Here is a 23600-nt window from a genome sequence, read left to right as displayed (position 1 = left end):
TGACGGGTCGGCAGCGGCGATCCCTCGTTTTGCCGTAACCCGCTCCAACTCAGACGGTGAGCGGAACCGAGGCTTGACCGATGCCTAGTGCTTGGAATCGGCGCGCGCCTCCACGATCTCACTGACAGCCCACTTGCGAGGCTGGGCTGTCGCGCCGCCCTTAGGTTTTTCTTTCTTCGGCTTCTTCGCTTCCCGGTTCCCATGCTGTTCGCGATGTGCCATGGTTCAATCCTCCAGCGCCCCACGATGCTCTGCCGCGAGAGGCCTCGATTCTTAGATCATACCGCACGAAGACAAGAACGTCCCTGGAGCTTATTCTCCTGTGGCGGTTCGGGCTCTTGCACGTCATGTGCCGAGCGTACTCCACTCCGGATTCGGTGCCTAGCACCGGAGTGGCTCGCGAGATGCGGCGGTGCCGCGGTCGAGTAACATTTCCTCGATCATCCGCGGGCTAGGAAGAACCGGAAAGTCAAGCAGAGATCATGGGTAATGATCTGATGCAATCAGCAGCGGTTGTTGTTGATCGGCTCCATCAGTCCAGCGATACGCCTTTCTCCTCTACCCGAGACAATGTAACGCCTGAATTTGTGTTCGGGATTATTCGCGAGACCCTGCCATCGGCAATCGATGGCTTTGCAGAGCACATCCCAGAGGAGCCCAATTCAGCCCCTCTTCGCTAACGGCGGATGAGAGCAGCCCGTCCGAGACCAATTGCCTATAAGTCTCGTACGCCCCAGGGCAATTACCGATTGGCTGTCATGACGGGCGCACCACGGTTTCCGAGCCAGACCCATTCCAGGCTGTGCGCGCCCTCACGCTTCACATATTGGTAGCCTGTTTCCTGCCACGAGAGAACGTCATCCCGCTTGTTGTCGAGGATAAAATCGCCGTGATCCGTGCGCACCATGAGCACAGCATGTCCAGCGCCGTCCTCATCAATGGCCACCGTCATCCGCAGGGCTCGGCGAGGCAACCCTATCTCGATCAGTAACTTGCGTTTGAGAAGTTGGATGTCCTCGCAGTCGCCGAGGCCATCGTCTGGATAGTCCCAACGATCCGCGACCCCCCAATGATCCTTATCCGTCACTGCCAAGATCGTGTGGTTCACCTGCTCGTTGACATCTCTGAGGATGGCCCAGGTGTCGTGAGACAGCGGGATGAACTCTGGTTCTGACGTATCCACCTCGCATTCTTGGGGCAGTTGTTCGCAGAACTCGATCCAAGCCCGGGTCGGTCCCGCCCGATCCATGGGATGAAGAGCCTCACGGATGGCCGCCGTGATCGATGGAGATCCTGCAAGCGCAGGCTCAGCCCCCACCATGAAGAGCACGGTGGCCATGGCCAGAACGACGGCCTGCATGCCTCTTGTGAACGCACCTGACCACCGGGCACAGAAATCCCGAGATACCCAATGTGTCATATCCCACCCGCTTGGCCTTTGCTTTCAGCCAAGCTGACAGGAGGGCCGGATTGAAACAAGCAGGATCGTTCCGCCTCAAGCGAGAGAAAGGGGATCTGTTGGATTCATGTCACGCCCCGAGAGGGGCGGGTTCCAATAACCCCTGCCCTAAGCTCGTGCTTTTCGGGCGCCGGCCCCTTGCGTGGGTGCCTGGGTCAGTCGCGGTCCTGCCGTATAGTCCGGTCGTGTTTTGAGAATGGCCATGGCCCGGGCTACCGTATCTTCAACCCGGCGTGAAAACCCGAAAACCGGGAACTTCAGCATCGCGGCTCTCCTGTCAGGGACGGCGAAGGATCATCTCATCGTCGTGAACAGCACCTTACCGAGCTCGTCAGTGATGATTGTGATCCGGTCTGGCAAAACCCGGTCGGAAAGAATGTCCGTCCAAAGGGCTCTCGCGCCGCTCGGGTCAGGCACCAACCACCGAACCGGCAGCTCACAGCCCGGTCGATCCCAAATCATCCGGTTGTCGATGAAATGGTGAAAGAAGGAGTGTGGCATAGCGGAACCCATCCATCCTGCGGGCTTTACCGACGCTGTGCCATTAACCAAGTTAATCTTTCGCCGAAAAGGTGATCGTTCCCGGAAAACTCTAGCGTCCTTTAACCCAGGTCGTGGCCGCGCAGTCCCGGATCAGGCTGTAGAAGGACAGGCCGATGTCAGTTTGGATCGGATAGGGTGACCTTCCCAATTGGATGCTGAGGAGAACATGATTTCAGACCAGAGACGAGCAAGCGTGCGTGCAAGATGCGGACGTTTCTCCATGAAAGGATCTCTGCTGCACGATCATGGCTTATATGGTTGATGTGCTATCGCGCATGCAGAACACCTCACGCTACCGAACGCGGTTGCGCTTCGCACTTCAGGCGCTTGCGAGAATGCCAGCTCTCCGTGCGAGCACTTCAAACATTGCTCGGGCGTGCTCGACGGTCTCAGGAGCCGGATAGTTTTGCGCCTGTGCCAAGGCCGAGCTCGCAACCAACCAGATTCCAGGATGAACGGAAAGCACGTCCTTGAGTGGATCCAGCTTGTACCACTGCATTGCGGCAACGGCCTTCGAAGGGCTGTTGATCGGATATCGCTGCCTCTGACCAAGTGCGGTTTCGAGCCTGATATAGACGGGAGAACTGAAAGTGTGGCTGTTCATGAGTGGTGTCCAGATACGGGAAGGTACAATCTAACAGGCTGGCTGGTCAGCTATTGCAGGCACATGGGCCATGGAGCGAAAAGGCTCGGCCGCCTCCATAGGACGAAGTGATCCTGCTGTGCCAGTTCGAGGCTGCGGGCTTGCTCCAAGCACGCAATTTGCGCTTCTACGGCTCTAAGCTGTCGCTCAAGCTGGCGGGCGTACCGACGCACAGAAGGCACGGGTTTGCGCTTTTTGCCATTCATTGGGGCCCCCAAGTTCACGAAGACAGCCGTTGCCATGCTCTGTGCGCAGGCTCGACCATTCTCGTTAGTTGCGTGTGTGCCCCAGGCGTCTGTTTTGTTTATGTGTTGGTAACTACTGATTCGCGCCTGTCGGGTCTGTCTGGAAGACGACACAACATGCACTTTTCTTCGCCTACGCCAGCTTGTCGCAGGCCGGGCTCGTCCGGATCCGGTGGTGCCGTCTCACTCGGCCGCCTGGCGTTCACTCCGGATGGCGTTCGCAACCTCTGCAAAGACCGGAAGGCTGCGCTCGATCATCGGCTGCGAGGCCGTGAGGCTGATGCGAAAGTAATCAGGGACGTCCATGACGCGACCCGGCATGACGAACACATCACGTTTCGCCAGGGCGTCCCAGCACTGCTCCCCGCTTCCACCGGGATACTTGCAGAACAAATAGAAGGTACCTTCAGGCTCCAGCACGTCGTAGCCTGCCTGCTCCAAAGCCGCAGTCATGCGGGCCCGCTTGGCCGTGAGAGCGTGCATGTCGATGCTGAGGCCTTCCAGGTCCGGCACGGCATACTGCATCACCGCGTTGGGGAAGCACCATCCCAAGGCCATTTGGGCGGCAAACAAGCTATCCTGGATCGCCTGCTTATCCTCGCTTGGCATCAACGGCGACAGAGCCAGGTAGCCCAGCCGCTGCCCTGGAGCCAACAGAACTTTGCCGTAGCTGTAGGAGATCAGCGTCCATGGATAGACCGCCGCTGGGCTGATGAAATCGTGCCCGTCAAAGCGGATGCGGCGGTAAGGCTCGTCGGAAAGAATGAAGATGCGTCTTCCAATCCGCTCAGAGGCGCGGTTCAGCAGCTCCGCCAACGCGGTTAGCTGGTCGCGGCTGTAGATGCGCCCTGTCGGGTTATGCGGCGTGTTGATAATCACCACACGTGTTCGCGACGAGATCACCGCATTGATGGCGGAGAGATCCAGGTCAAACCGCTCACCTTGGAGCCGGACCTTCCGGGGCACGGCATCCGCCGCCAGGAGCATTGGCTCGTAACAGAACCATGCCGGCGTCGAGAAGATTGCCTCGCTACCCGCATCGAGCAGCAGACGGAACGCCACCGCGATGGCTGCCATGGCCCCATTCGTCAGCGCAATATCGGCAGGCTCAAAGGGCAACGACAGCTCCTGCCCCAGGCGCTCGGCCAGGAGCGCCTGGGGTCCTGACTCACTGGTCTTATAGGCGAACCAGTCCTTATTGCACGGCACGGCATGGTGCCGGATGGCCTCGACCAGCCCCGGCAGGGGCATTTCATGGGGATTGCCGAAGGTGAAATCACAGATGCCGGGATCGCCCCGCCTGTCGGCGTACCGGGACTGAAAATAAAACTGCCGGATCGGCTCGAAGCTGTCCGCCGCAGCGCGCACACGGTTGGAGGCGACTTGCATCCTATCTCTCCTGGGTCTGACCTATGCTGGCTCGTGAAGCGCGATGACGCTGCCTTCAAGAGCGATGTTTCCTGGCCACTTTTCCATGAGGGTGGCGGAGCATGGGAATCACCGGAGGAGAGGTCCCCACCTGGATGGTCTCAAGCACCTTGAAGCCATGTCGTTGGTAGAGCGGGATGTTTTCCGGGTTGGACGATTCAAGATAGGCGGGAGTTCCGGTCGCGCCGCAGGCTCTCAGGGCATGAGCTAACAGCATCGAGCCATAGCCCTTCCGCTGCCGGGCAGGATCGACGCCGATCAATGGCAGGTACCAGTGTGGCTCATGGAGGTGATCGTCAACGCCAGCCGTTTGGACCAGGGCATTCTGAACAGTCGCCGATCGGTTCGGTTTCGAGGATGTGGGGCTCCTCAGGAGAGTGGTCCGTGGTTTAAACTGATCCGTCTCTACGGATATGTTCATTGAGGCTATCATGGCCCATTTCTCCATCAGGATGGGAGCCTAGTCAGGAACACACGGAACTGAGTACCATGCAGGGGACGAGGGCGGCGTGTGGAAGATCACGTACTCGCCTGCGCAAGCGCCTGATGAAGGCGGCTACATTCAGTTAACAATGTTGCATAGAGCAGCCTTCGAGAGGATTGCAGTGGCCGGGTGCACCTCTTCTCCATCGCTTGCTCTGGGCCCGATGAGAGCTCGAACTCGAAACCGTACTGAGTTCGGCTCGTGAGCCATTGTGTGGGTCGGCTTGGTATTCAATGCTCCTGCACCTCGATCGCTTGCCGTTTCAACGGGAACACCTCTTACACCGGCTCCTTATCCAAGAAGATGAGAGAAGGGAGGAACGTATGTCGGTCTCGGCTTCAGGTCCTCTTCATGCCTACTTGGCTGGCCTTGGAGGCGACAACCGTGGGCGTCTTGCGGGTGATGTGCTCCTCCTGCCGGATGAGCAGCTGGAACAGATCCATGACTATATCCAATGGCTGTTTCCCTTGCCCGCCCGCAGCGCCGCTCAGCCGGACGCGCCTGTCCTCACGGAGGCCGAGATCGACGCGATCAGGGCCGATCCGCGAGCGGCGGCGACACTCAAGCAGGCGGAGGAGCGGATGCTGCGGTTTTATCGTCAGACGAATGGGTGGCTCACCGGACACGACCACAACCATTTACGGATTACCCGCATCATCCGCAGCCTGAAGCTCCTCGTGGGACCGGACGCGGCGCAACGCTTCCACCGGGCCATCCTGAGCCTGCACGAGGCGGGCGGAGCTCCGGCCAATGCCCGCAGCTTGCAATTTTGGACCGAGGCCGCCCAAGATTGAGGCCACAGGCCGGATCATGGGCAAAAGCTACGCCGAGACTGAGGTTTCAGGCGGAGTATTCTCCGCCACGCCATAAGCGTATTAGACGAATGACATACCGAGCCAAAACGTGAGAAAGGCCAGACAGCTGACAATGGCAGCCCACTCGGATGCTTTCAGCCTGCCCGATCCCGACACCGATGAGTTGTTGCCTGCGATCATGGCACCCCCTCGCCTCGCGTGTCCTTGTTGCTGCCAAGGACTCGAGGCATCTGATCAAAACCTGTCGCAAGAATACGGCGCCAGGCTCGGGCTTGATGTGTTCGCCGGCACACTCCGGTCATTGTTTCATGTCGGGCCTGAATTTTTGCCTAAAGCGCGGCATTCGCGGCATACTGCCATGGTAACGGCGCAGGAAACCCGGCGCTGGAGCACCAGGTCCGTGCGAGAGAACCGCATAAATGCCCGAGCAGCGCCGAACATTATGCCATCGGTGATCCGCTGATCATGCCGAAGCGACCCGGCCAGATGACCGCGCTAGGATTTACTGAGAGCGCCGTGCGATGACCCATACCGCGTGAACGATGCCGGGAATGTAGCCAAAAATCGTCAGGAGAATATTGAGCCAGAATTGCCCACCGATGCCGACGGTAAGAAACACGCCAACAGGCGGCAAAAGGAGCGCAAGGAGAACACGCAGGAAGTTTGCCATCAACGCCTCACATTAAAGCTGAAAAGGATCATCGCGCGCAATCCAGCGGATGCCGGTGACGCTCGCATTCCGGAAGTCTGCAGCCCTGCTGAGCGGCCTTGTTCCTGCCATGGGGATTTCCGCGGTCAGTCCATATCCTTCGAGAACGGAAATGCTGCCCCTCGGTTCATCGCTCAAGCCCAAATCGTCGGCGATATTTTCCGCCGACTGGGTGCGACGTTCTTTTCCCTCAGCCTTGCCCCTGAGCCGCTTCCTTGGAGCCGGTCACGTCGAAGACAGGATCGAGCCGACCAGTACGGGCGGCAGTCTCGGCTTGGCGTCTTACGCAGGCCCGGAAGCGAGCAGCACTCGTGCGGCCGTGACCCACATGACCAGACCGACGCCGCTATCGAGAATCCGCCACGTTCTCGGGCGGGCGAAGAAGGGGCGCAGCAGGCGGGCGCCATAGCCCAACGAAAAGAAAAAGGTGAACGAAGCAAGCATGGCTCCGAGTGCGAACATTCCTCGCCCTTCGTCGAATTGGGTCGAGATCGACCCGATCAGCACGACAGTATCAAGGTACACGTGAGGATTGAGCCAGGTGAGCGCCAAGCAGGTGAGCAAGGCACCCTGCAGTGTGGTCTTGGCTGTCCCGGATACTTGGAGACTGGCCGCGTTTGAGAAAGCCGATCGGAAGCTGCGAGCCCCGTACGCGACAAGAAAGGCCGCGCCTGCATACCGCATGACGGGCTCCACCCAGGGCATGACGGTGCTCACCTGCGCAAACCCTATAACGCCGACCAGGATCAGCGCAGCATCGGAGAGAGCGCAGGTCAAGACGACCGGCAGGACGTGCTCGCCCTTCAGGCCAAGGCGTAGGACAAACGCGTTCTGTGCTCCGATGACGAGGATCAGGCTCAAGCCAAGCATGAAGCCTGCGAAGAAAGGGATCGTCATATCGACTCCGCGAAAATCAAGGGTCGATTGAGCTAGCCCGAGCTCCCAAATTAGGATAGTTAAATTACCTGAAGCCACGTTAGAATTTCTAATCCATGCTCGACTATGCCCACCTGTCCGCACTTACGGCTGTGATCCGAACCGGCAGCTTCGAACGGGCTGCTCAGCACCTCAACATCACGCCTTCAGCCGTTTCACAGAGGATCAAACTGCTGGAGGAACGGCTCGGGGTGGTGCTTGTGGTCCGAGGTCAGCCCTGCACGGCGACCCAGGTGGGTCAGCGCCTGTGCCAGCACGTCGAGCAGGTGGCGCTGCTCGAAAGCTCCCTGCACGAGGACCTTCCGGGGCTTCAGGCTGGAAATCAACCCGTGACGCTGCGGATCGCCGTGAATGCCGACAGTCTCGCGACCTGGTTCATCAAAGCCATGGCAAGGACGGAAGGATACCTGTTCGATCTTGTGCTGGATGATCAGGACCACAGCGCGGAATGGCTCCGGCGCGGCGAGGTGGTGGCAGCCGTGACGGCGCACGCCACGCCGATTCAGGGCTGCGACTGCCACGCCCTTGGCGCCCTGCGCTATGTCGCAACAGCAAGCCCGGAATATTGCGCCCAGTGGTTTGCCGACGGCTTCGGCAAGTCTGCGGCGGCACGTGCTCCGTGCCTCATCTTCAATCAGAAGGATCGGCTTCAGGCAGATTGGCTACGGCAGGCCTTCGGAACCGACCTGCAGCCCCCGCTTCACTGGCTCCCTTCGTCCCAGGCCTTCGTGGATGCGGCTCTGGCCGGGATCGGCTGGGGCATGAACCCGGAGCCGCTCGTGATGGAACACCTTCGCGCCGGACGGCTGGTTGCGCTGAGGCCGGATCAGCCTCTGGATGTCCCGTTGTTCTGGCAGCAGAGTCGCATCGTGGCACCTGTGCTGGGCCGTATGACTCGTACCGTCGTGCAGGAGGCCAGAACGATGCTGGTACCGGCATAATACAAGGGTCAGGTCTTGGAGCTGTACGACCCGTCCGCTCCAGATCGAGCTTTCCCGAGATCAAAGGGTTTTCAGGTACTCGACGAGCTGCCAGCGCTCTTCTTCCGTCAGGCTGTCCGTGCCGTAAGGTCTGCCTTCGTGACCCTTGTTCGAGTTTCCGAGCCGCGATGTATCGAACTGAAACGATCCGACATCTGAACGGAAGCCGACATGTTTAGGGTCGAATTCTCGGCTCCCCACCATGAAGCTCGCAGCTCGCTGATCGGATGGCAGAAGAAGCTGATAGAGATTCGGTACTGAGCCGTTATGAAGATAGGGCCCCGTTGCCCATATTCCGTTGAGCGGTCGAGCCTTGTATTCGAGCCTCAGGCCTTTTCTTCTCTCATCTGCCAACTGCTTGGCACGTGCAAGCAGGTTTACCTGGTTTTCCACGGCGACGCCCAAATCTTCCACCACGTCGGTCCTGAGGGTTCGCTTCGCCGTGATTCCTCGAACCAAACTTCGATTGGCTTCATCCAACGATTGCGGCGGCGTTATCCAGTCGGGCGGCGCCAAGATCGTTCCGATGACAAGATTGCGCACGATGTCGATGCTGGCGGACTCAGGCTCGAGGGGATCACCTTCCAATGGAGGAAGTGGCGGCATCCGAACACCTTCAAGGACACCACTTTTCGACCTCAGTTCTCGTGCGTTCGTGGCCATGACCGGATCGGTCTTGATCGCCGCGAGAGGCGTCATGACAACTTTGGTGAAACGGTCAGGGCCTGTTCGTTTCGCAATGGCATGGCAACTCACACAATAGCGGTCGTAGAGACGCTTGCCTGCGGAGGCCATCCGGGCATCAATTGGCTCCAGATCCCGCGGCCAGACGGGCGAAGTCAGCTTCCGCAATCGTTGTTCGATGAGCATCAGATTGAGCCGATCCACACTGCTCTCGTAAAAAAGCGGCGGCACCACCAATCTTTCCGCCGGTATCTCCACACGGCCGAAAACCCCGAGCACCTCCCCGACATTCCGAGCCAAGCGCTCGAAAGCAAGCACGTTGGGCGCGGATCCATTCCATTGCACACGGTCGTGGTGAGATGTGTCCCAAAGGAAGGGATAGCTGACCGGAGCATTCGGCGGATGATTGTTTTCGGGTTGATTGAGATTGATCGCGGTAGAGCGATTGAAGATCATCCCGAAGGCATCCAGGCGAGCGGGGCCCCAGGCGACGTCTGATCGACTATGACTGACGAAGCGCTTGAACTGTTCTGAGAACTCTACGAGGTTACGGCGAAGTTGCTCTTCGTTTACCGGGGTGGTTCCGGCCGGGGCAATCAGATCTCTGACCTGCAGGCGCGATCCTACTTTCTGGCGGAGTTCACGAAGGTATGACCGGACGCTCTGCTCATCCGTGACGGGCGGTTTCAAAGCCTGGAGGCGCGCAGAAAATCGCTTGAACTTCTCATCGCTTGCCGCAGTGCTCTCAAGTGCTGCCGCCAGGCTCTCAATGAACGCGAACATATCGGCGTTGGCTGGGCCGCCGTCGATCTGCAACCGCTTCCGCTTGAACTCCACTTGGTTCGTGTGACAAGCGGCGCATGTCATACCGATCCAGGCCCCACGCTTCTCGTCATCGTCTCGGACGAAACCAATCGGCAATCCATCCGGATTGCGGTCGTTCAACAGCTTTGATCGATAAGGAGGGATGTATCCAAAGCGGGCGAGCTTATCATCCAGGAACATCGCTTCGCTGTCTGGCCTCTCCAAGGCGATGAACCAGCTATAAGGCATCAACTGCGAGCCCTGGGAAGCAGTGTAGAACCACGTCCTGTCGTCCTCGCTCCAGCCTTGATCCAGAAAAGCCGGCTGGGTAAAAGGCTCCGCCGAGCTTGGCCGGGCCCATCCGGCGCCGATGCTGAGCAATATCGTCAATACAGATGCAGCTCTCGACAAAACTTTGTTACGCATGCTCCCTCCCGAAAAGCTGGGGGTGAGGAGAAAATGTTCATCTAACCTGGGAAGCATAAACCTGATATACTGAGAGTAAGAATGCTTGAGCGATGCTGTATTGTCACCAATGAACGAGCATCTTTACAACTGAGTAGCCCCTAATAGTAGGGGAGTGTTACTGACCTTGTTCTTCGCCTGCATAACGGACGAGTGTGATGGTACAGCTATGTTGGAAAGCCGGGTAAAGTCTCCCGTGGTCAGCACTGCAACAGGACCACGCCACCTCGCGGCGATTTTGGTCGCTGACGTTGTCGGTTCGACCGCGATGATGGAACGGGATGAGGTCGGCACACTTGCCGCCATGCAGAAAGTCATGACGGAAGTTGCAGAACCCGCGGTCAAGAAACATCACGGGCGGTTTATCAAAACGACGGGTGACGGCGCGATCATTGAATTCGGCAGCCCTGTAGAAGCTGTCATCTGCGCGTTCGAGGTTCAGCGCCAGCTGGCGGATCGGGCCAGCTCCGAGGCCGTCGAGAGGCAAATTTCCCTGCGGATCGGAATCAATCTGGGTGACATCATCTGTGGGCCCGATGGGGACTTGTACGGCGATGGCGTGAATGTCGCCGTCCGCCTGCAGGAGATCGCCGAACCGGGGAGCATATGCATCTCGGCCAAGGTCTACGACGAATTGCACGGCAGGTTGAACCTCAGATTTGAGCAACGTGGTGAGCAGGTCCTGAAGAACATCACTCGTCCGATCCAGGTCTACGCCTCACGAGGCACAGCTGTCGCAGCGCGTGCCTCGTCCCATGGGAGCCGCCCCTTCCCGCTCCTGACAATGCCCAAGAAGCCGTCCATTGCCGTTTTGCCGTTCAGAAATCTAAGCGATGACCGGGAAACCGATTATCTGGCAGACGGCATTGTTGAGGATATCCTGACGGCGCTCGGTCGATTGAGGTGGCTTTTCGTCAGCGCTCGAGACTCTACTTTCATCTACAAGGGAGGAGCGGCCAGCCCGAAGCGCATAGGAGCCGATCTTGGTGTGCGCTACCTTCTTGATGGCAGCGTGAGACGCTCGGGACATCGTATGCGCATGACGGGGCGCTTGCTTGAAGCGGAAACTGAGACACAGATCTGGGCTGGCCGCTACGATGGCGATGTGGAGGATGTCTTCGAACTCCAGGATAGGATTACGGACAGTGTTGCCGCGGCCATCGAACCTCATCTTCGCCGTGCCGAGATCGAACGAGTCCGACGCACGCCTCCTGAAAATCTAAGCTCCTATGATCAGTTTCTTCGCGCTCTTGGAAAATTCTATGAGGGCACACGAGACGGCGTCGAGGAGGCCTTACGCCTTCTAGAAGAAATTACGATCAACGATCCCGGCTATGCGCAGCCTCATGCGTTGAAGGCTTGGTGTTACGTCTACTACATTGCGCAGGGCTGGAGCCGGAATACCGCCAAGGATAGCCAGGAAGGCATTGCAGCCGCCCGGCTGGCAATAGACCGGGAGCGGGATGATCCGACCGTTCTTTGGATGTCGGCGCAGGCGATCGGGTATCTTGGTCACAACCTCGATATGGCCATGTTTCTTCTTGACCGAGCGCTTGTTCTCAACCCGAGTTGTGCTCCCGCCTATACGATGAGCGGGTGGGTCCGCTGTTGGGCAGGCCTGCAGCAGGAAGCGATTCCTCACTTTCACTGTGCAATGCGACTGAGCCCCTTCGATCGAACCATGGTCGCGATGCTGTCTGGCCTCGCCGTCGCGCTTTGCATGGAAGGCCAGTATGACGAGAGCATCAAGTGGGCTCAGCGGGCCATCAGTGAACAGGATACTTGGACTGCAAGCTACAGACCTCTCATAGCAAGTCTCGCTCAGCTCGGGCGCATTGATGAGGCTCATCGAGCAGTAGAGCAGTTGTTGTTCCATGATCCCGACTATCACATAGAAAAGATCAGGAACCTATACCGGCCGTCACCTGGGGCTGATCGCTACCTGGAAGGTTTGATCAAGGCAGGGCTTCCGGAGTAAGAGTTTCTATTCATGCTGGTTGGGCGCGGTGGTGGAGCTGAATTTCTGGTGCTGGGAGCTCCGATCGATAACCTGACAAGCCGCATTCCGTCACTTTGCAGAGGCGCTCTGTTGCTCGGCAGTGCCAAGAAATTCTCTTGCATCGCCGCAGTCTAGTCGGTTGAATCATGCTATTATCAAGGGAATTCGAGAAGAACGTGCTCTCCAGATGAGAATTGTTCTTTCCTATCGCCGCTTGGATGCGGGAGCCATCGCAGGTCGAATTTTCGACAAGTTGGCCAAGCATTACGGTGAAACGAATGTCTTCATGGATATCGACAGCATTCCGTTCGGCGTCGACTTTCGTGAGCACATCCGAAAAGAACTGGACAAATGCGACGTTCTTCTCGCCATCATCGGACCACACTGGGCAGGGGACCGCAAGCACGCGCGGATCAATGCTGAAACGGACCTCGTTCGGATCGAGATCGAAACGGCTCTTCAGCGGAATATTCCGGTCATACCGATCCTGGTCGATGAAACAGCGATGCCAGAGCCGGAAAATCTCCCCGAGTCGTTGCGGCCTCTTGCGTTCCGCAATGCTGCACCGGTGGACAGCGGCCGCGACTTCCACCCTCATATGGATCGCCTGATCCGAGACCTCAATGATCTATGCGGGACCAGCGCAACTGCGAGCCTGGGAGGCAATGTGGCTTCCGCCTTTCCCGGCCAGAGCCAAAACAAGAAAGAGCCTCCGTCTGGAATTTTCTCGAGCGAAGCGCCGGCACAGAGAGGATCGGCACAGGTCCAAGCAAGTTCAACAGCCGAGAATCCGACATGGCTTTCCCGTCGAACAATCCTTTGGGCTGGGCTTGGCGGCATCGGTCTTGCGTCCGCAGGCATTGTGGCAGCCGTAGCGCCGATTTACCGGCCGCGCATGCCCACCCGGCAGCGAACGGCGATAGAGCTGATTACGGTAAACAGCCTGGGCAAGCGCAATAAACCGGATCAGCAAACTATCGAGTTCTTCATTCAGCCGATTGGAGCCGATTCTTCTCTGCAAATGGCGCTAATCCCAGCTGGGGACTTCATTATGGGCTCGCCCTTCGACGAACCTAAGCGGCGCCCAAATGAGGGGCCACAGCACCTGGTGACGGTGCCGCGGTTTGCGATGAGCCGCACCTCTATAACACAAGCCCAATGGGCGGCTCTGCTTCGGAGCGCTCCGGAAAAAATCAAACGCGACCTGCCGTATGCTCCATCATTTTTTCAAGGTGTGACCTTACCCGTGGAGTCGATCAGCTGGTTGCAGGCGGTGGAGTTTTGCGATCGGCTTTCGAAATTGACTGGTCTTCGTTACCGACTGCCGACGGAAGCCGAATGGGAATATGCCTGCCGTGCTGGCACGATGTCCCCTTTTCATTTTGGCCCAACCATTACCGGAGAGTTGGCGAATTACTGCGGGACCGGTGGCGCCGTCCGTGGGATGAATAGCGGCCAAGACATCTCCAGCATCCAGTATGACGACACAACCTATGAAGCAGGCTCGTATGCGGAAGGACCGATCGGAGTATTCCGCAACACGACCACGCCCGTAGGTTCCTTTCCGCCCAACAGCTTCGGGCTTTACGATATGCATGGCAATGTCTGGGAGCATTGCCTCGATACGTGGCGTGAGCACTACGGGGATGTTCTGGCCGACGGAAGGGCCTATTTGGACGGCCGACAGGATTTACGTGTTCTGCGCGGTGGCTCATGGTCACATCATCCAGCGATCTGTCGGTCCGCTTACCGCGATGTTATGATCTGGGATACGGCAGGATGGCAGGGCCGCGTAGGCTTAAGAATCGTATGCGAGTTGCCGGATGAATGATGGACGACCAGTGAGCTGCACCACCAGGATGCGAGTGACTTGACCGTCCGTGGATGGCTGACCGAACCTTGGCCTGACGGATGGAGGCAACAGCCTCAAGGTGCCAGCTAGGGGCAGAGCAATCGGCAACGTCCCTGGCTGGCGATCATTGGGCCGAAGGATGCTCGTGCGACGGATGGGCGTCAATCGTCACATCCCGCCACGCGAGCCGCCACCGCCACCGCTGCCACCGCCACCGCTGCCACCGCCGCTGCTGCCGCCGCGACTACCACTGCTGCCGCTCGTATTGCCGGAGCTGCCGCTCATGGTGCCACCACTCTTACCGGTGGTATTGCCATTGCTGCCGCTCATCGTGCCATTGCCGCTCTTACCAGTCGTACCACTCATGGTGCCGGAGTTGCCGGTGCTGCCGCTCATGGTGCCACCACTCTTACCGGTGGTACTGCCAGTGGTACTGCCAGTAGTACTGCTCGTCGTGTTGCCGCTGTTGCTGGCGGCGTTACTGCCGCCTCTGGCGCTTACGCCCGTACGATTGTTATCACCGCTGCGGTAATAACCCGACTCAAATATGCCGGCTCCCGGCGCTCTGACCGAGCCGGTTGTTTGCACGGGACAGGCCCAGAGACGACGCGAGCCGACTTGCACAAGGCCACAGGACGGATCTGGCCGCTGGGTGACGATGCCGCGCGGCGTCACGCCCTCGTAGTACTGAACCGGGCCGCCTGGGCTCGTCCTTGCGGACTGAGCCATTGCTAGACTCGAACTCAAGATCAGAACACCGAACGCAAGAGGTGCGAAGGGCAATCCAGGCATAGCACTCTCCTCATCATGACAGGCATTCTGTTGCCGGGCTCACCATCAACCATGAAACGAACCCTGTCGGTGCGCTCGGGCACATGGCAACGGATCGGTTTCCAGCGAAAGATCTCCCAATGGCTCATGTGGCGCCTCGCAGCCGGCATTCTACAAGACAGATCGTGTCGGCCAGAAGCGCGCACGAACAGCAACTCACCATCGCCTGACGCTCGAACCGGAGCCATACAACTGCATTGACTGACGCGTCCGCCCGATCACCCGTTCTCCGCATCACACTGTGCGAAATAGTTATCACACTTGCGGTAAAGCAGGAAGATCGCCGTCCAGTTTACCTCGATCCGGAAAAGCCCGTAGCCGTTCTTCCTTGCGCAATGTGACGATACCCCGGGGATTGCGAGGCAATCCGGTCGGGCCCGATATCCTTTCGCGCCATCACCAAGAGTGACTGAGCTGTTCCGATGTCGAACAGGCCTCCCTATAGTGTTCCAAGGACTAGGCGCAGGGCGTGTGATCGCAGCCGGTCCGGTAACGACTCGGATGACCGGAGGAACACATGCCGGAGGATCCTGTTCAGACCATCGAGAGCGAAGAGAGCCCCCGTGGGCCGGAAGAAGGTGTTGCCCTCTGTCTGTCCGGCGGGGGCTATCGAGCGATGCTGTTTCACGTGGGAACCCTCTGGCGGCTCTACGAAGCCGGGCAGCTCAATGACATCGCTCGCATCTCCAGCGTTTCAGGCGGATCGATCACGGCCGGCGTGCTGGCTATGGCGTGGCCCCATCTCAGCTTCGACCCCGTACGCGTGCTCACCGACTTTGTCCCACGGGTAGTCGAGCCGATCCGTGCGCTGGCAGGAGAGACAATCGATGCCGACGCGATCTTCTGGGGCATCGCCCTGCCGGGTCGTATCAGCGACCAGGTCTCCGGCGCCTATGATCGCTATCTCTATCATGGCGCAACCCTGCAGGACCTGCCCGACGCGCCACGGTTCGTCATCAATGCGACCAATGTCCAATCGGGTGCCCTCTGGCGTTTCATGAAGCCCTATATGCGTGATTATCGCGTTGGCGAATATCGTAGACCGCCGATCCCACTGTCTCGCGCAGTTGCTGCCTCGTCGGCCTTTCCGCCTGTCCTCTCACCTTTCGAGTTGAGGCTCGACCCCGATGGCTTCACTCCCGGTTCCGGTCACGATCTCCAACGTGAACCCTTCACCTCGAAGGTCATGCTTACCGATGGGGGTGTCTATGACAATCTCGGGCTTGAAACAGCCTGGAAACGCTACAAGACGATCCTCGTCAGCGACGGGGGCGGCAAGCTCGCGCCAGAGGAGGAGCCCAAGACCGATTGGGCGCGGCATGCCTATAGGATCATGGACCTAGTGGACAATCAGGTCCGCTCGCTGCGCAAGAGGCAGGTCATCGACTCGTACAAGGCAGGCTCCCGGAAGGGGGCTTATTGGGGCATCCGCACGAATATTGCCGATTATGGGCTCGCAAGCGCCCTGCCCTGCCCCCATGAACGTACCCTGGCCCTCGCTGAGATCCCGACACGGCTGAAGCGCATGTCCGCCCACCATCAGGAGCGGCTTATCAATTGGGGATATGCCGTCTGTGACGCCGCATTGCGGAAGCATGTGACACCAGACCTGCCGAGGGGCGAATTTCCTTGTCCGGGCGGAGTCTGAGGCATGGCTGTCCCGATCCCGAGACGCTTCGTCGAGTTCATCCTGCTCGGGCCTATGGACGATCGCCGCCAGTTGCAGGAATCGCCAATCCTTGCAGATGTTTGGATCGCTTTCGCGAATGATCCGGATAAACCGCAGGACCTGCTCATCGAGCCATACCGCACGGTGCCGTCCGGCCGGGTAGCCGCCGCAATCGTCGACAGCGGCCCTCCCGCACAAGGCGAGGAGGATCGCAACGTCGCGTACGTGCAAGGGATTGTCGCGGCCCGGCTAACATTCGAGGCCGTCATTCGGCACCTCGTACCGATGACGTACTGGTGGTCGGTCGGTAACGTCAGGACGAAGCTCAGCCCATACTCGCGCGACCGTATCGAAAAAATCGTCGACACACTCATCACGACGGCACAAGCCTGGGAGCGGAGTTCCGGCCAGCCCCCTCGGGCAGAACCATTGCCCGGAATCGAACTCACTCCGCTCGACCGCTACGTGGCCCTGACCGGGATCATTCATTGGGCTTCCCTTGGTCCAACTCGCCCTTCCGGCGCGAAGCGCCTCGCGCAGCCACGAGACCTCACGGCACTGCTTCAGTGGATCAAGGGTCGGGAGGTAGCGGAACGTCTGACCACTCTCTTCGGGAGCATCGATCCGGAGACACCCGAGCGCACATCCCTGGTCTGGCAGGTCTCGCTCAACCGACGCGCGACCGCGGCGCTCGAGCGCTCGGTTCCAGCCGTAAAGGCTGATGCCGCCCGCACGCTGTTCTCCATTAACTGCGAGGACATCACCTGGGCCGTGCTCGACTCTGGGATCGATGCCAAACACCCGGTTTTCAAGGACAGGAACGGCAAATCCTGTCGCGTCACGCGCAGCCTCGACTTCAGCACCATTAGACAGATCATCAGCCTGGACAATCTTCGCGCCGAAACGCTCAACGTACGTGCGGACATGCTCCTTAAGAGGCCTCTCCTCCATCCGCCGGAGCCGGCAAAGGCGCGGGAATACCTTGCCACCCTTGCGCAGGACGCGCGGCGCGGCAGGTCCATGCAATGGGAGCTCGTGGAGAGATTCGTTGAGATCTTACCGGATACACCACCCAACGGCAGCCATGGGACCCATGTGGCTGGCATCATCGGCGCTCGCAAGCCAGATAAGGAGCCTGGTAAGGAGGAAGAAAACGATTTTGCCCACGGCATGTGCCCGGACATCAAGCTTCTCGACATTAGGGTCCTGGCTCGATCGGCATCGGACACCGAGTTCGCCGTGATAGCCGCATTGCAGTATCTCCGACACATCAACGAGCGCGCCGGGTTCATGAACGTGCACGGCGTCAACCTCAGCCTTTCAATCCCGCACGACGTCCGCAACTTCGCCTGCGGCCGGACGCCCGTTTGCAACGAATGCGAGCGTCTCATCGAGAGCGGCGTAGTGGTCGTGGCGGCAGCCGGAAATCGCGGCTATCACAGCTTCGAGACACGTGAAGGATCCTTCGAGAGTTATGCTGCTTTCAGCATCACGGATCCTGGGAACGCCGACAGCGTGATCACCGTCGGCTCGACGCACAGGTACTGGCCTCATACTTACGGAGTGAGCTTTTTCTCCAGCCGCGGTCCAACCGGAGACGGGCGTCTGAAACCTGACCTCGTGGCGCCGGGCGAACGCATTCACGGGCCGCTGCCGGACAATGGCTGGGGTCAGCAGGACGGGACCAGTATGGCGGCGCCACATGTGAGTGGCGCCGCGGCAATGCTGATGGCCCGCTACTCGGAGCTCATCGGGCAGCCCAAACGCATCAAACAGATCATCTGCGACAGCGCAACTGGGCTTAACCGTGAACGCACTTTCCAGGGCCATGGAATGCTCGACGTCCTCCGCGCCCTCCAGAGTATTTGACGGGAGAGCTGGCATGATCTTCAGTCTTGATGTGAGGCCCGCCCGGAAAGGCGATTGCCTGCTGGTCCATTGGGGATGCAAGGACGATCCTGGCCTGATGCTCATCGATGGCGGCCCGGCGAAGGTTTATCGCAAACATCTGCGGTCACGGCTCGGCGAGATTCGAGCAGCGCGGCAAATCGGCTCGGCACAGGCACTTCCCGTTGACGTCCTGATGGTCAGCCATGTGGACGATGACCACATTCACGGTATCTTGGATCTCACGGGCGAGCTGGTCGCACAGAGCGACGAACGTCGGCCTGCCCTCCTCGACCTCCTGGGTTGCTGGCACAATACCTTCGACGACATCATTGGGAATACGCCCGAGGAGATGCGGGCGTCCATCACGGCCCAGTTCGGCGCCGCCGCGGTCGGAGGTGATCCAGAGAATATCGAGGGCCTTGACGCGGATGCAATCAAGGTGTTGGCGAGCCTCGGCCAGGGGCATCGCCTGCGCGACGATCTGCGCCGCCTCGATGTCGCGATCAACGGTGAGTTCGGGGGCAAGCTCATCATGGCGCGAACCGGGGCGAAACCGGTCGACCTCGGCCGGGATCTCAGCTTGACAGTCGTTGGTCCGATGCAGGCAGAGCTCGAGGCGCTCCAGACGAAGCATGACGAGTGGCTGAAGAAGAGAGACCTGAAGCGCTCCTCTCCCGAGGCAGCGCTCGCGGCGTTCACTGACGAGTCAGTGCCGAATCTGTCGAGCATTGTCGCTCTCGCCGAACTGGCAGGAAAGCGGATGCTGCTGACCGGGGATGCCCGTGGCGACAAGATCCTGGAAGGTCTGGAGCTGACGGGTTTGGTTCCGCAAGGTGGGTCTTTGCATGTCGACATCCTGAAAGTTCCGCATCACGGCAGCGCCAACAACATGGAGCCGAGCTTCTTCGAGCGTGTTACCGCGGATCACTATGTTTTTTCCGGGAACGGGGAGCACGGCAATCCGGAGCGTGAAACCTTGGAGATGCTGTTCTCTGTCTGCGGCAACCGGCCTTTCACGCTTCATTTCACGTATCCGATCGAGGAGATCGACGCAGAGCGCTCCAAGAGAAGAAATTGGGTGCCGGAGCGTGATAGTTTGGCTGCGTTGTTTGCGAAGCGGGACATGCCAGCGGCAGGTCAGCAGGTCGTCTGCGCCCAACCGAACCAGCCCCACGTCATCGATCTGCTTACCCCTCTTGGGTTCTGACAGAACCAAAGATGTGCGGCCCGGCAACGTCCAGGCGGCTCCCTGAGAACTGCGCTTCGCTCATGCACTAACGGAACAGAGTAGCAGCGCGCCGATCTTGGGTATCCATTCGAGGCGGGTGCGATCCAGTCGAACACCCGGCGTTCAAGGCCACGATGCTCTAGCGAAGCGTTCCATCATAGGTTATCTTTCATCGATAGATCATTTTCGACCCAGTTTGAGTGGTGTCCTCAAGTCAAAGTGACGATGGTCGAACGCGTAGGATCGACGTTGCAATGATTGCGTCCGCAACCCAATGACCAGCCGAGCAGAGGCGGGTCAGAGGCGCCGTTGTGAGGTCTGCAGAATGTCTCGATCCGACCCATGGTGCGGGATGACGGGCTCCGAACGGGAGCCTGCGATGTCATTGGCCCTGTCCCGGCCACGTGTCATCATCATGAGCGACGTGCGCCTCTACCGCGAGGGCTTGGCGCTCATTCTCTCGGGTGACGCGAGCCTGAATGTCGTGGGTGCGGCAACGCCGCAGACCGCGCTGGACGAATGCCGGACCCTCTCTCCGGACGTGGTTCTTCTCGACACTTCGCTTCAGGAGGGTATTGGGCTGCCGCGGCGTCTGATGACGCAGTACCCGCAGCTGAAGGTGATCGCGGTGGCTATTTCGGAAGCGGACCGTGACATCATCGCGTGGGCGGAAGCCGGCGCAGCGGCGTTCGTAGCCCGTGAGGCATCGACCAGCGATCTCATCATGGCCATCCATCAGACCATGCGAGGCGAGTTCGTCTGTTCTCCCCGGTTGGCGGCTCTCCTGATCGGCCGGCTGGCGACACTCTCGGCGGGCCTCGGCTCGCCCAGTCCGGCAACTCCGCTGACTAAGCGGGAACATGAAATCATCTCCCTCATAGAGACCGGTCTGTCCAACAAGGAGATCGCCTGTCAGCTCCGGATCAGGGTTGCGACTGTCAAGAACCACATCCACAACATCCTTGAGAAGCTGCAGTTGCGGCGGCGAGGCGAAGTCGCCGCCCGGATTCGGCGCGATCCGAGCATCACGCCCTCACCGATCTTCTCGACGCAGGCTCCTCCCGGGCTATAGGGCTTTCTCAGCAGAGGTGGAGATCCATCAGACCTGCGTGAGTAACGTCGATCGCCACGCCGTCATGATGCGCAGCCGCCGCGCGTGAGACCCGCTCCAGCGGGAGGCATGCCACGGGGCCATTGGAAGAATGGATCTCGCTAGATCCAATGGTTCATGCCGCTGTGCCACATATCCATCGCGCCGCCGAGCGTCCTGTCTCGTGGGATCAGGCAATCATCCACTCGGCAGCGGATGTCGATCTGCATCCTCGTTTGGATCCACGTCTAGATCCTCGGCTTCATTTACCCCAACGCTTGAGCGGCGCAAGGTGGGGCGACGTGGAACAGACATGGCTAAGATCCGAGTCCTCCTCACAAACCTGCCTGACATGCTGGCTGACATCATCTCGGGCATCGTCGCATCGGACGCGGATCTGCTGATCGTCGGGCGAGTGAAAGGTGTGTTCGAGGCCTCGGCGTTGGTGGAGGCCGTGCACGAGGCGGATCCGGACATCATCATCACCGGACCCGGTGATGGCACTGCGGGTCTCGATCCGGTGCGGTTGTTGTTCGCCGTCAGACCAGCGAAGGTGCTGCGGATTCTGGAGAATGGCCGACGGGGATTGCTCTACGAGTTGCGGCCCAACTGCATAGCGCTCGGCGAGCTCTCCACCGCTAGCTTAATGGCTGCCATCCGTTCGGCGGAGGACGTTCATGGAATTTGTCGATAGCATCCTGATCCGCCTCGCCGATCCGGCCACGCGGGAGAATCTGTTCGACGACGACGCGCTTGAGCAGGTGCTGCAGGCAGCCTTCGACTTGTCGAACCAGCCCATCGAGGGGCCATTCGGATCCCGGTTCGATGAACTGCGACTTGGCTACGGCCTGCCCACAAGCGTCACCGTAGAAGGCATGTGGTCGCCAGTCGGAATGCCGCAGCAGACCCGCATCAGTCTGCAGGTCGACGGCCTCGCCGGGGGTGGTCTCCATGCTGAGGCCGTGTGGCGCGGCGCGATCATTGCCCGGACGGTCACTGATCTTGCTTCGATCGACAAGGTCTCGACTGCACGCGTGAGCGGCAGCATTGATGACGAGATCATAACCGCGCTCGGTGGCCTGCCGGCGGACCCCGATGCGCTCGAAGCGGAACGTCGCACCCGGCTCAAGGCAAAGTTGCAGGGATTGGTTGGCCAATCCGAACTCGTCGACGATGCCCGCTTCGACGCTTGGCTGACCCGTCAGGGCGCCAGATCGGCAGGCGAGATGATACGCTTCCTGGGGGGTGACCGGTCGGTTGCCGGCGTGACGGTCGCCTTTACGCCGCTCGCGCAGGGCGTCCCGCCGGCACCCAAGATCCTGCCGCTTGCCGCGGCCATCCTCGTCAGGCCCATGCCGGTTTCCATCGGCGAACTCATGGTGACCACCCACCATGTCCGATCTCGGCTCGAGACTTCCGGCCTCGACATGCCTGCGGTGCCCGGCTTCACGCGGCGGCAGCCCATCACGGTGATCTGGATCGTGCCGGCTGAGCTTTTCGACGATGCCGCCTGGCCCGGAGCAGCGAACAACCTTCCGGACGATCAAGCGCGCGTGGCCCGGCGCAAGGCGGCGGGCCGCTGGTTGGCCGCCGAGGGCATCGGCTTGGTGGCGGTATGAACATCAACCCTCGAGAGACAGTGAGGTCCCCATGGCGAGTGTCGCAGCTGCCTATCCATTCATCGAAGTGAAGATCACACCTCCCGCGGCGCCCGTTGCGCAGCGGTCCCCGGGCGTCATCGCCATCGTCGGCAAGGTCCCCGCGCAGGACAACGGCACTGCGGCCATGAACGTACCGGTGCGCGTGGAGACTCTCGACGACGCAAAGCAGGCGTTTGCGTCCGCTGCCGACGGCACTCTGGTGCGCAACGACCTCTATAATTCTCTCGAACTCGCCATGCTCCAGGATCCGAAGCCGAGCAAGATCTACGGGGTCAAGGTGAGCGACGATTATGCGGAGGGGCTTGCCTCGCTGGAGGCTGTCGAAGACGTCACATTCGTTGCCCTCGCCCGGGAATGGGACCTCGGTGACGATGACGGCGCCGGCGGACCGACAGGTCTGATGGCGCTGAAGGCGCATTGTGAGGCGATGTCGGCCCAAGGGAACCGGCGCATCGGCGTCGCCATGGTCGATCCGACGCGGCCGAAAAGCGGCACATATGTAGCCGATACGGTGGCAGCGCTCACGGGCGCGGAGGCGAACCTGCGCAGCGATGTGTCCCGTATGATCGTGGTGGCAGCACGCGCTCCCAATGCCGATGACGCAAAGGATGTCGCGAGCGCCGCCATGGCCGCCATCGCGGGCTTCGAGCCGCACATTTCCACGGTTCTGAAGCCAATCCGGGGCATCACCATCCCCAAGGAACTCCAATTCAGCCCGGCCGAGATCAAGGGATTGTCGGAACAGAACATCCTTCCGATCATCGACCCCGACCTGATCGTCGGCGAGAGCCTCCATTTTGCCGAAGGGCGGCTGTTCACCTCCGATGCGCGTCTCCTGTTCATCGACATCGTGCGCGTGCTCGACGATATCGAGTTTAGACTTCGGGCAGGCCTCATTGGCCAGATCGGGGACGCGCGGATCACGAAATTCGGCCTTACCCTCTTGAGGTTGCAAACCGAAGGCATCCTCGACCCGCTCCGCCGGCGCGCTGTGATCGACAGCTACGCTGTTGAGATCCCACTGCTCGACATTCTGTCCATCCCGGAGGCGGCCCGCTCCGCCGGTGACGTGAACCTCGTGACCGAAGCCCGCGCCAACCGTGCGGTCGACATGTTCGTCACGATCACCTACGGCCCCGCGGTCCACCGCCTGAGGGTCAACCTGGTTGCCAAGTTCTAGGGAGA

Annotated in this window: 22 protein-coding genes; 12 read left to right on the top strand and 10 right to left on the bottom strand. The window is 59.8% G+C overall.

What is annotated here, in order from left to right; all coding sequences use genetic code 11:
- Positions 1-84: 84 nt before the first annotated feature.
- The gene (locus tag E4K09_RS28770) at positions 85-222 is read right to left on the bottom strand and encodes a hypothetical protein (protein WP_166802138.1); all 138 of its coding nucleotides are present in this window, start codon (positions 220-222) and stop codon (positions 85-87) included.
- A gap of 260 nt (positions 223-482) precedes the next feature.
- Between E4K09_RS28770 and E4K09_RS03365 the strand changes: the two genes are divergently transcribed.
- Entirely contained in the window at positions 483-680 is a 198-nt protein-coding gene (locus tag E4K09_RS03365; protein ID WP_134495213.1) for a hypothetical protein, read from the top strand.
- A 62-nt stretch (positions 681-742) separates the two neighbouring features.
- Here the strand turns inward: E4K09_RS03365 and E4K09_RS03360 are convergent, their stop codons facing one another.
- The 4 genes from E4K09_RS03360 to E4K09_RS30075 all read right to left on the bottom strand — a co-directional run bounded on the left by E4K09_RS03360 (position 743) and on the right by E4K09_RS30075 (position 4739).
- Positions 743-1339, bottom strand: a complete 597-nt coding sequence (locus E4K09_RS03360; protein ID WP_244610340.1) for a transglutaminase-like cysteine peptidase — start codon at positions 1337-1339, stop codon at positions 743-745.
- Between the two features lie 982 nt (positions 1340-2321).
- Entirely contained in the window at positions 2322-2606 is a 285-nt protein-coding gene (locus tag E4K09_RS03355; RefSeq protein ID WP_134495209.1) for a hypothetical protein, read from the bottom strand.
- A 467-nt stretch (positions 2607-3073) separates the two neighbouring features.
- Positions 3074-4279 (bottom strand): aminotransferase class I/II-fold pyridoxal phosphate-dependent enzyme, encoded by a 1206-nt coding sequence (locus E4K09_RS03345; protein ID WP_134495205.1) that lies wholly within the window; start codon positions 4277-4279, stop codon positions 3074-3076.
- A 55-nt stretch (positions 4280-4334) separates the two neighbouring features.
- On the bottom strand, positions 4335-4739 hold the full coding sequence (locus E4K09_RS30075) for a GNAT family N-acetyltransferase (RefSeq protein ID WP_280177443.1): 405 nt from the start codon (positions 4737-4739) through the stop codon (positions 4335-4337).
- A gap of 386 nt (positions 4740-5125) precedes the next feature.
- Between E4K09_RS30075 and E4K09_RS03335 the strand changes: the two genes are divergently transcribed.
- Positions 5126-5596: an opioid growth factor receptor-related protein gene (locus E4K09_RS03335; RefSeq protein ID WP_134495201.1), complete on the top strand. Its 471-nt coding sequence runs from the start codon at positions 5126-5128 to the stop codon at positions 5594-5596.
- A gap of 523 nt (positions 5597-6119) precedes the next feature.
- On the opposite strand, the gene E4K09_RS03330 is transcribed toward E4K09_RS03335, so the two are convergent.
- The gene (locus E4K09_RS03330; RefSeq protein ID WP_134495199.1) at positions 6120-6287 is read right to left on the bottom strand and encodes a YqaE/Pmp3 family membrane protein; all 168 of its coding nucleotides are present in this window, start codon (positions 6285-6287) and stop codon (positions 6120-6122) included.
- A 321-nt stretch (positions 6288-6608) separates the two neighbouring features.
- Entirely contained in the window at positions 6609-7223 is a 615-nt protein-coding gene (locus E4K09_RS03325; RefSeq protein ID WP_134495197.1) for a LysE/ArgO family amino acid transporter, read from the bottom strand.
- Between the two features lie 95 nt (positions 7224-7318).
- On the opposite strand from E4K09_RS03325, the gene E4K09_RS03320 reads away from it, so the two are divergent.
- Positions 7319-8203, top strand: coding sequence for a LysR family transcriptional regulator ArgP (locus tag E4K09_RS03320; RefSeq protein ID WP_134495195.1), 885 nt, complete (start codon positions 7319-7321; stop codon positions 8201-8203).
- Positions 8204-8263: 60 nt separating this feature from the next.
- On the opposite strand, the gene E4K09_RS03315 is transcribed toward E4K09_RS03320, so the two are convergent.
- Complete coding sequence (locus E4K09_RS03315; protein ID WP_134495193.1) at positions 8264-10156, bottom strand: di-heme-cytochrome C peroxidase; 1893 nt, start codon at positions 10154-10156, stop codon at positions 8264-8266.
- Positions 10157-10364: 208 nt separating this feature from the next.
- On the opposite strand from E4K09_RS03315, the gene E4K09_RS03310 reads away from it, so the two are divergent.
- Together E4K09_RS03310 and E4K09_RS03305 are read left to right on the top strand one after the other, a co-directional pair.
- The gene (locus E4K09_RS03310) at positions 10365-12173 is read left to right on the top strand and encodes an adenylate/guanylate cyclase domain-containing protein (RefSeq protein WP_134495191.1); all 1809 of its coding nucleotides are present in this window, start codon (positions 10365-10367) and stop codon (positions 12171-12173) included.
- Between the two features lie 160 nt (positions 12174-12333).
- Positions 12334-14025 (top strand): SUMF1/EgtB/PvdO family nonheme iron enzyme, encoded by a 1692-nt coding sequence (locus tag E4K09_RS03305; RefSeq protein ID WP_134495189.1) that lies wholly within the window; start codon positions 12334-12336, stop codon positions 14023-14025.
- Positions 14026-14214: 189 nt separating this feature from the next.
- Here E4K09_RS03305 and E4K09_RS03300 read toward each other — a convergent pair whose 3' ends face one another.
- Entirely contained in the window at positions 14215-14442 is a 228-nt protein-coding gene (locus E4K09_RS03300) for a hypothetical protein (protein ID WP_134495187.1), read from the bottom strand.
- Positions 14443-15394: 952 nt separating this feature from the next.
- On the opposite strand from E4K09_RS03300, the gene E4K09_RS03295 reads away from it, so the two are divergent.
- Positions 15395-16525 carry a patatin-like phospholipase family protein gene (locus tag E4K09_RS03295; RefSeq protein ID WP_134495185.1) on the top strand — a complete coding sequence of 377 codons (1131 nt, stop codon included), beginning with the start codon at positions 15395-15397 and terminating at the stop codon, positions 16523-16525.
- Positions 16526-16579: 54 nt separating this feature from the next.
- On the top strand, positions 16580-18415 hold the full coding sequence (locus tag E4K09_RS03290; RefSeq protein WP_244610339.1) for a S8 family peptidase: 1836 nt from the start codon (positions 16580-16582) through the stop codon (positions 18413-18415).
- Positions 18416-18560: 145 nt separating this feature from the next.
- On the opposite strand, the gene E4K09_RS30070 is transcribed toward E4K09_RS03290, so the two are convergent.
- On the bottom strand, positions 18561-19070 hold the full coding sequence (locus E4K09_RS30070) for a hypothetical protein (RefSeq protein ID WP_244610338.1): 510 nt from the start codon (positions 19068-19070) through the stop codon (positions 18561-18563).
- Positions 19071-19145: 75 nt separating this feature from the next.
- Between E4K09_RS30070 and E4K09_RS30065 the strand changes: the two genes are divergently transcribed.
- The 5 genes from E4K09_RS30065 (at position 19146) to E4K09_RS03265 (ending at position 23595) form a co-directional block, all read left to right on the top strand.
- Positions 19146-19643, top strand: a complete 498-nt coding sequence (locus tag E4K09_RS30065) for a ComEC/Rec2 family competence protein (RefSeq protein WP_244610337.1) — start codon at positions 19146-19148, stop codon at positions 19641-19643.
- Positions 19644-20043: 400 nt separating this feature from the next.
- The gene (locus tag E4K09_RS03280; RefSeq protein ID WP_166802137.1) at positions 20044-20736 is read left to right on the top strand and encodes a LuxR C-terminal-related transcriptional regulator; all 693 of its coding nucleotides are present in this window, start codon (positions 20044-20046) and stop codon (positions 20734-20736) included.
- Positions 20737-21106: 370 nt separating this feature from the next.
- Entirely contained in the window at positions 21107-21448 is a 342-nt protein-coding gene (locus E4K09_RS03275) for a hypothetical protein (RefSeq protein WP_134495177.1), read from the top strand.
- Positions 21432-22373 (top strand): hypothetical protein, encoded by a 942-nt coding sequence (locus E4K09_RS03270; protein WP_134495175.1) that lies wholly within the window; start codon positions 21432-21434, stop codon positions 22371-22373. Before E4K09_RS03275 ends, E4K09_RS03270 begins: the two co-directional genes overlap by 17 nt.
- A 31-nt stretch (positions 22374-22404) precedes the next feature.
- Positions 22405-23595: a hypothetical protein gene (locus E4K09_RS03265; protein ID WP_134495173.1), complete on the top strand. Its 1191-nt coding sequence runs from the start codon at positions 22405-22407 to the stop codon at positions 23593-23595.
- The last annotated feature ends 5 nt before the right edge of the window (positions 23596-23600 follow it).

The organism is Microvirga pakistanensis (assembly GCF_004458765.1).
Taxonomy (GTDB): domain Bacteria; phylum Pseudomonadota; class Alphaproteobacteria; order Rhizobiales; family Beijerinckiaceae; genus Microvirga; species Microvirga pakistanensis.
Note: the sequence above shows the minus strand (reverse complement) of the source record. Positions and strands in the feature narration are given on the sequence as shown.

Coding starts and splice junctions, on each gene's coding strand:
- E4K09_RS28770 (WP_166802138.1), bottom strand. CDS start 222: ATGGCACATCGCGAACAGCATGGGAACCGGGAAGCGAAGAAGCCGAAG.
- E4K09_RS03365 (WP_134495213.1), top strand. CDS start 483: ATGGGTAATGATCTGATGCAATCAGCAGCGGTTGTTGTTGATCGGCTC.
- E4K09_RS03360 (WP_244610340.1), bottom strand. CDS start 1,339: ATGGCCACCGTGCTCTTCATGGTGGGGGCTGAGCCTGCGCTTGCAGGA.
- E4K09_RS03355 (WP_134495209.1), bottom strand. CDS start 2,606: ATGAACAGCCACACTTTCAGTTCTCCCGTCTATATCAGGCTCGAAACC.
- E4K09_RS03345 (WP_134495205.1), bottom strand. CDS start 4,279: ATGCAAGTCGCCTCCAACCGTGTGCGCGCTGCGGCGGACAGCTTCGAG.
- E4K09_RS30075 (WP_280177443.1), bottom strand. CDS start 4,739: ATGAACATATCCGTAGAGACGGATCAGTTTAAACCACGGACCACTCTC.
- E4K09_RS03335 (WP_134495201.1), top strand. CDS start 5,126: ATGTCGGTCTCGGCTTCAGGTCCTCTTCATGCCTACTTGGCTGGCCTT.
- E4K09_RS03330 (WP_134495199.1), bottom strand. CDS start 6,287: ATGGCAAACTTCCTGCGTGTTCTCCTTGCGCTCCTTTTGCCGCCTGTT.
- E4K09_RS03325 (WP_134495197.1), bottom strand. CDS start 7,223: ATGACGATCCCTTTCTTCGCAGGCTTCATGCTTGGCTTGAGCCTGATC.
- E4K09_RS03320 (WP_134495195.1), top strand. CDS start 7,319: ATGCTCGACTATGCCCACCTGTCCGCACTTACGGCTGTGATCCGAACC.
- E4K09_RS03315 (WP_134495193.1), bottom strand. CDS start 10,156: ATGCGTAACAAAGTTTTGTCGAGAGCTGCATCTGTATTGACGATATTG.
- E4K09_RS03310 (WP_134495191.1), top strand. CDS start 10,365: ATGTTGGAAAGCCGGGTAAAGTCTCCCGTGGTCAGCACTGCAACAGGA.
- E4K09_RS03300 (WP_134495187.1), bottom strand. CDS start 14,442: ATGAGCGGCAGCACCGGCAACTCCGGCACCATGAGTGGTACGACTGGT.
- E4K09_RS03295 (WP_134495185.1), top strand. CDS start 15,395: ATGCCGGAGGATCCTGTTCAGACCATCGAGAGCGAAGAGAGCCCCCGT.
- E4K09_RS03290 (WP_244610339.1), top strand. CDS start 16,580: ATGGACGATCGCCGCCAGTTGCAGGAATCGCCAATCCTTGCAGATGTT.
- E4K09_RS30070 (WP_244610338.1), bottom strand. CDS start 19,070: ATGCTTCGTCTGGAGCGCCTCGAGCTCTGCCTGCATCGGACCAACGAC.
- E4K09_RS03280 (WP_166802137.1), top strand. CDS start 20,044: ATGTCATTGGCCCTGTCCCGGCCACGTGTCATCATCATGAGCGACGTG.
- E4K09_RS03275 (WP_134495177.1), top strand. CDS start 21,107: ATGCTGGCTGACATCATCTCGGGCATCGTCGCATCGGACGCGGATCTG.
- E4K09_RS03270 (WP_134495175.1), top strand. CDS start 21,432: ATGGAATTTGTCGATAGCATCCTGATCCGCCTCGCCGATCCGGCCACG.
- E4K09_RS03265 (WP_134495173.1), top strand. CDS start 22,405: ATGGCGAGTGTCGCAGCTGCCTATCCATTCATCGAAGTGAAGATCACA.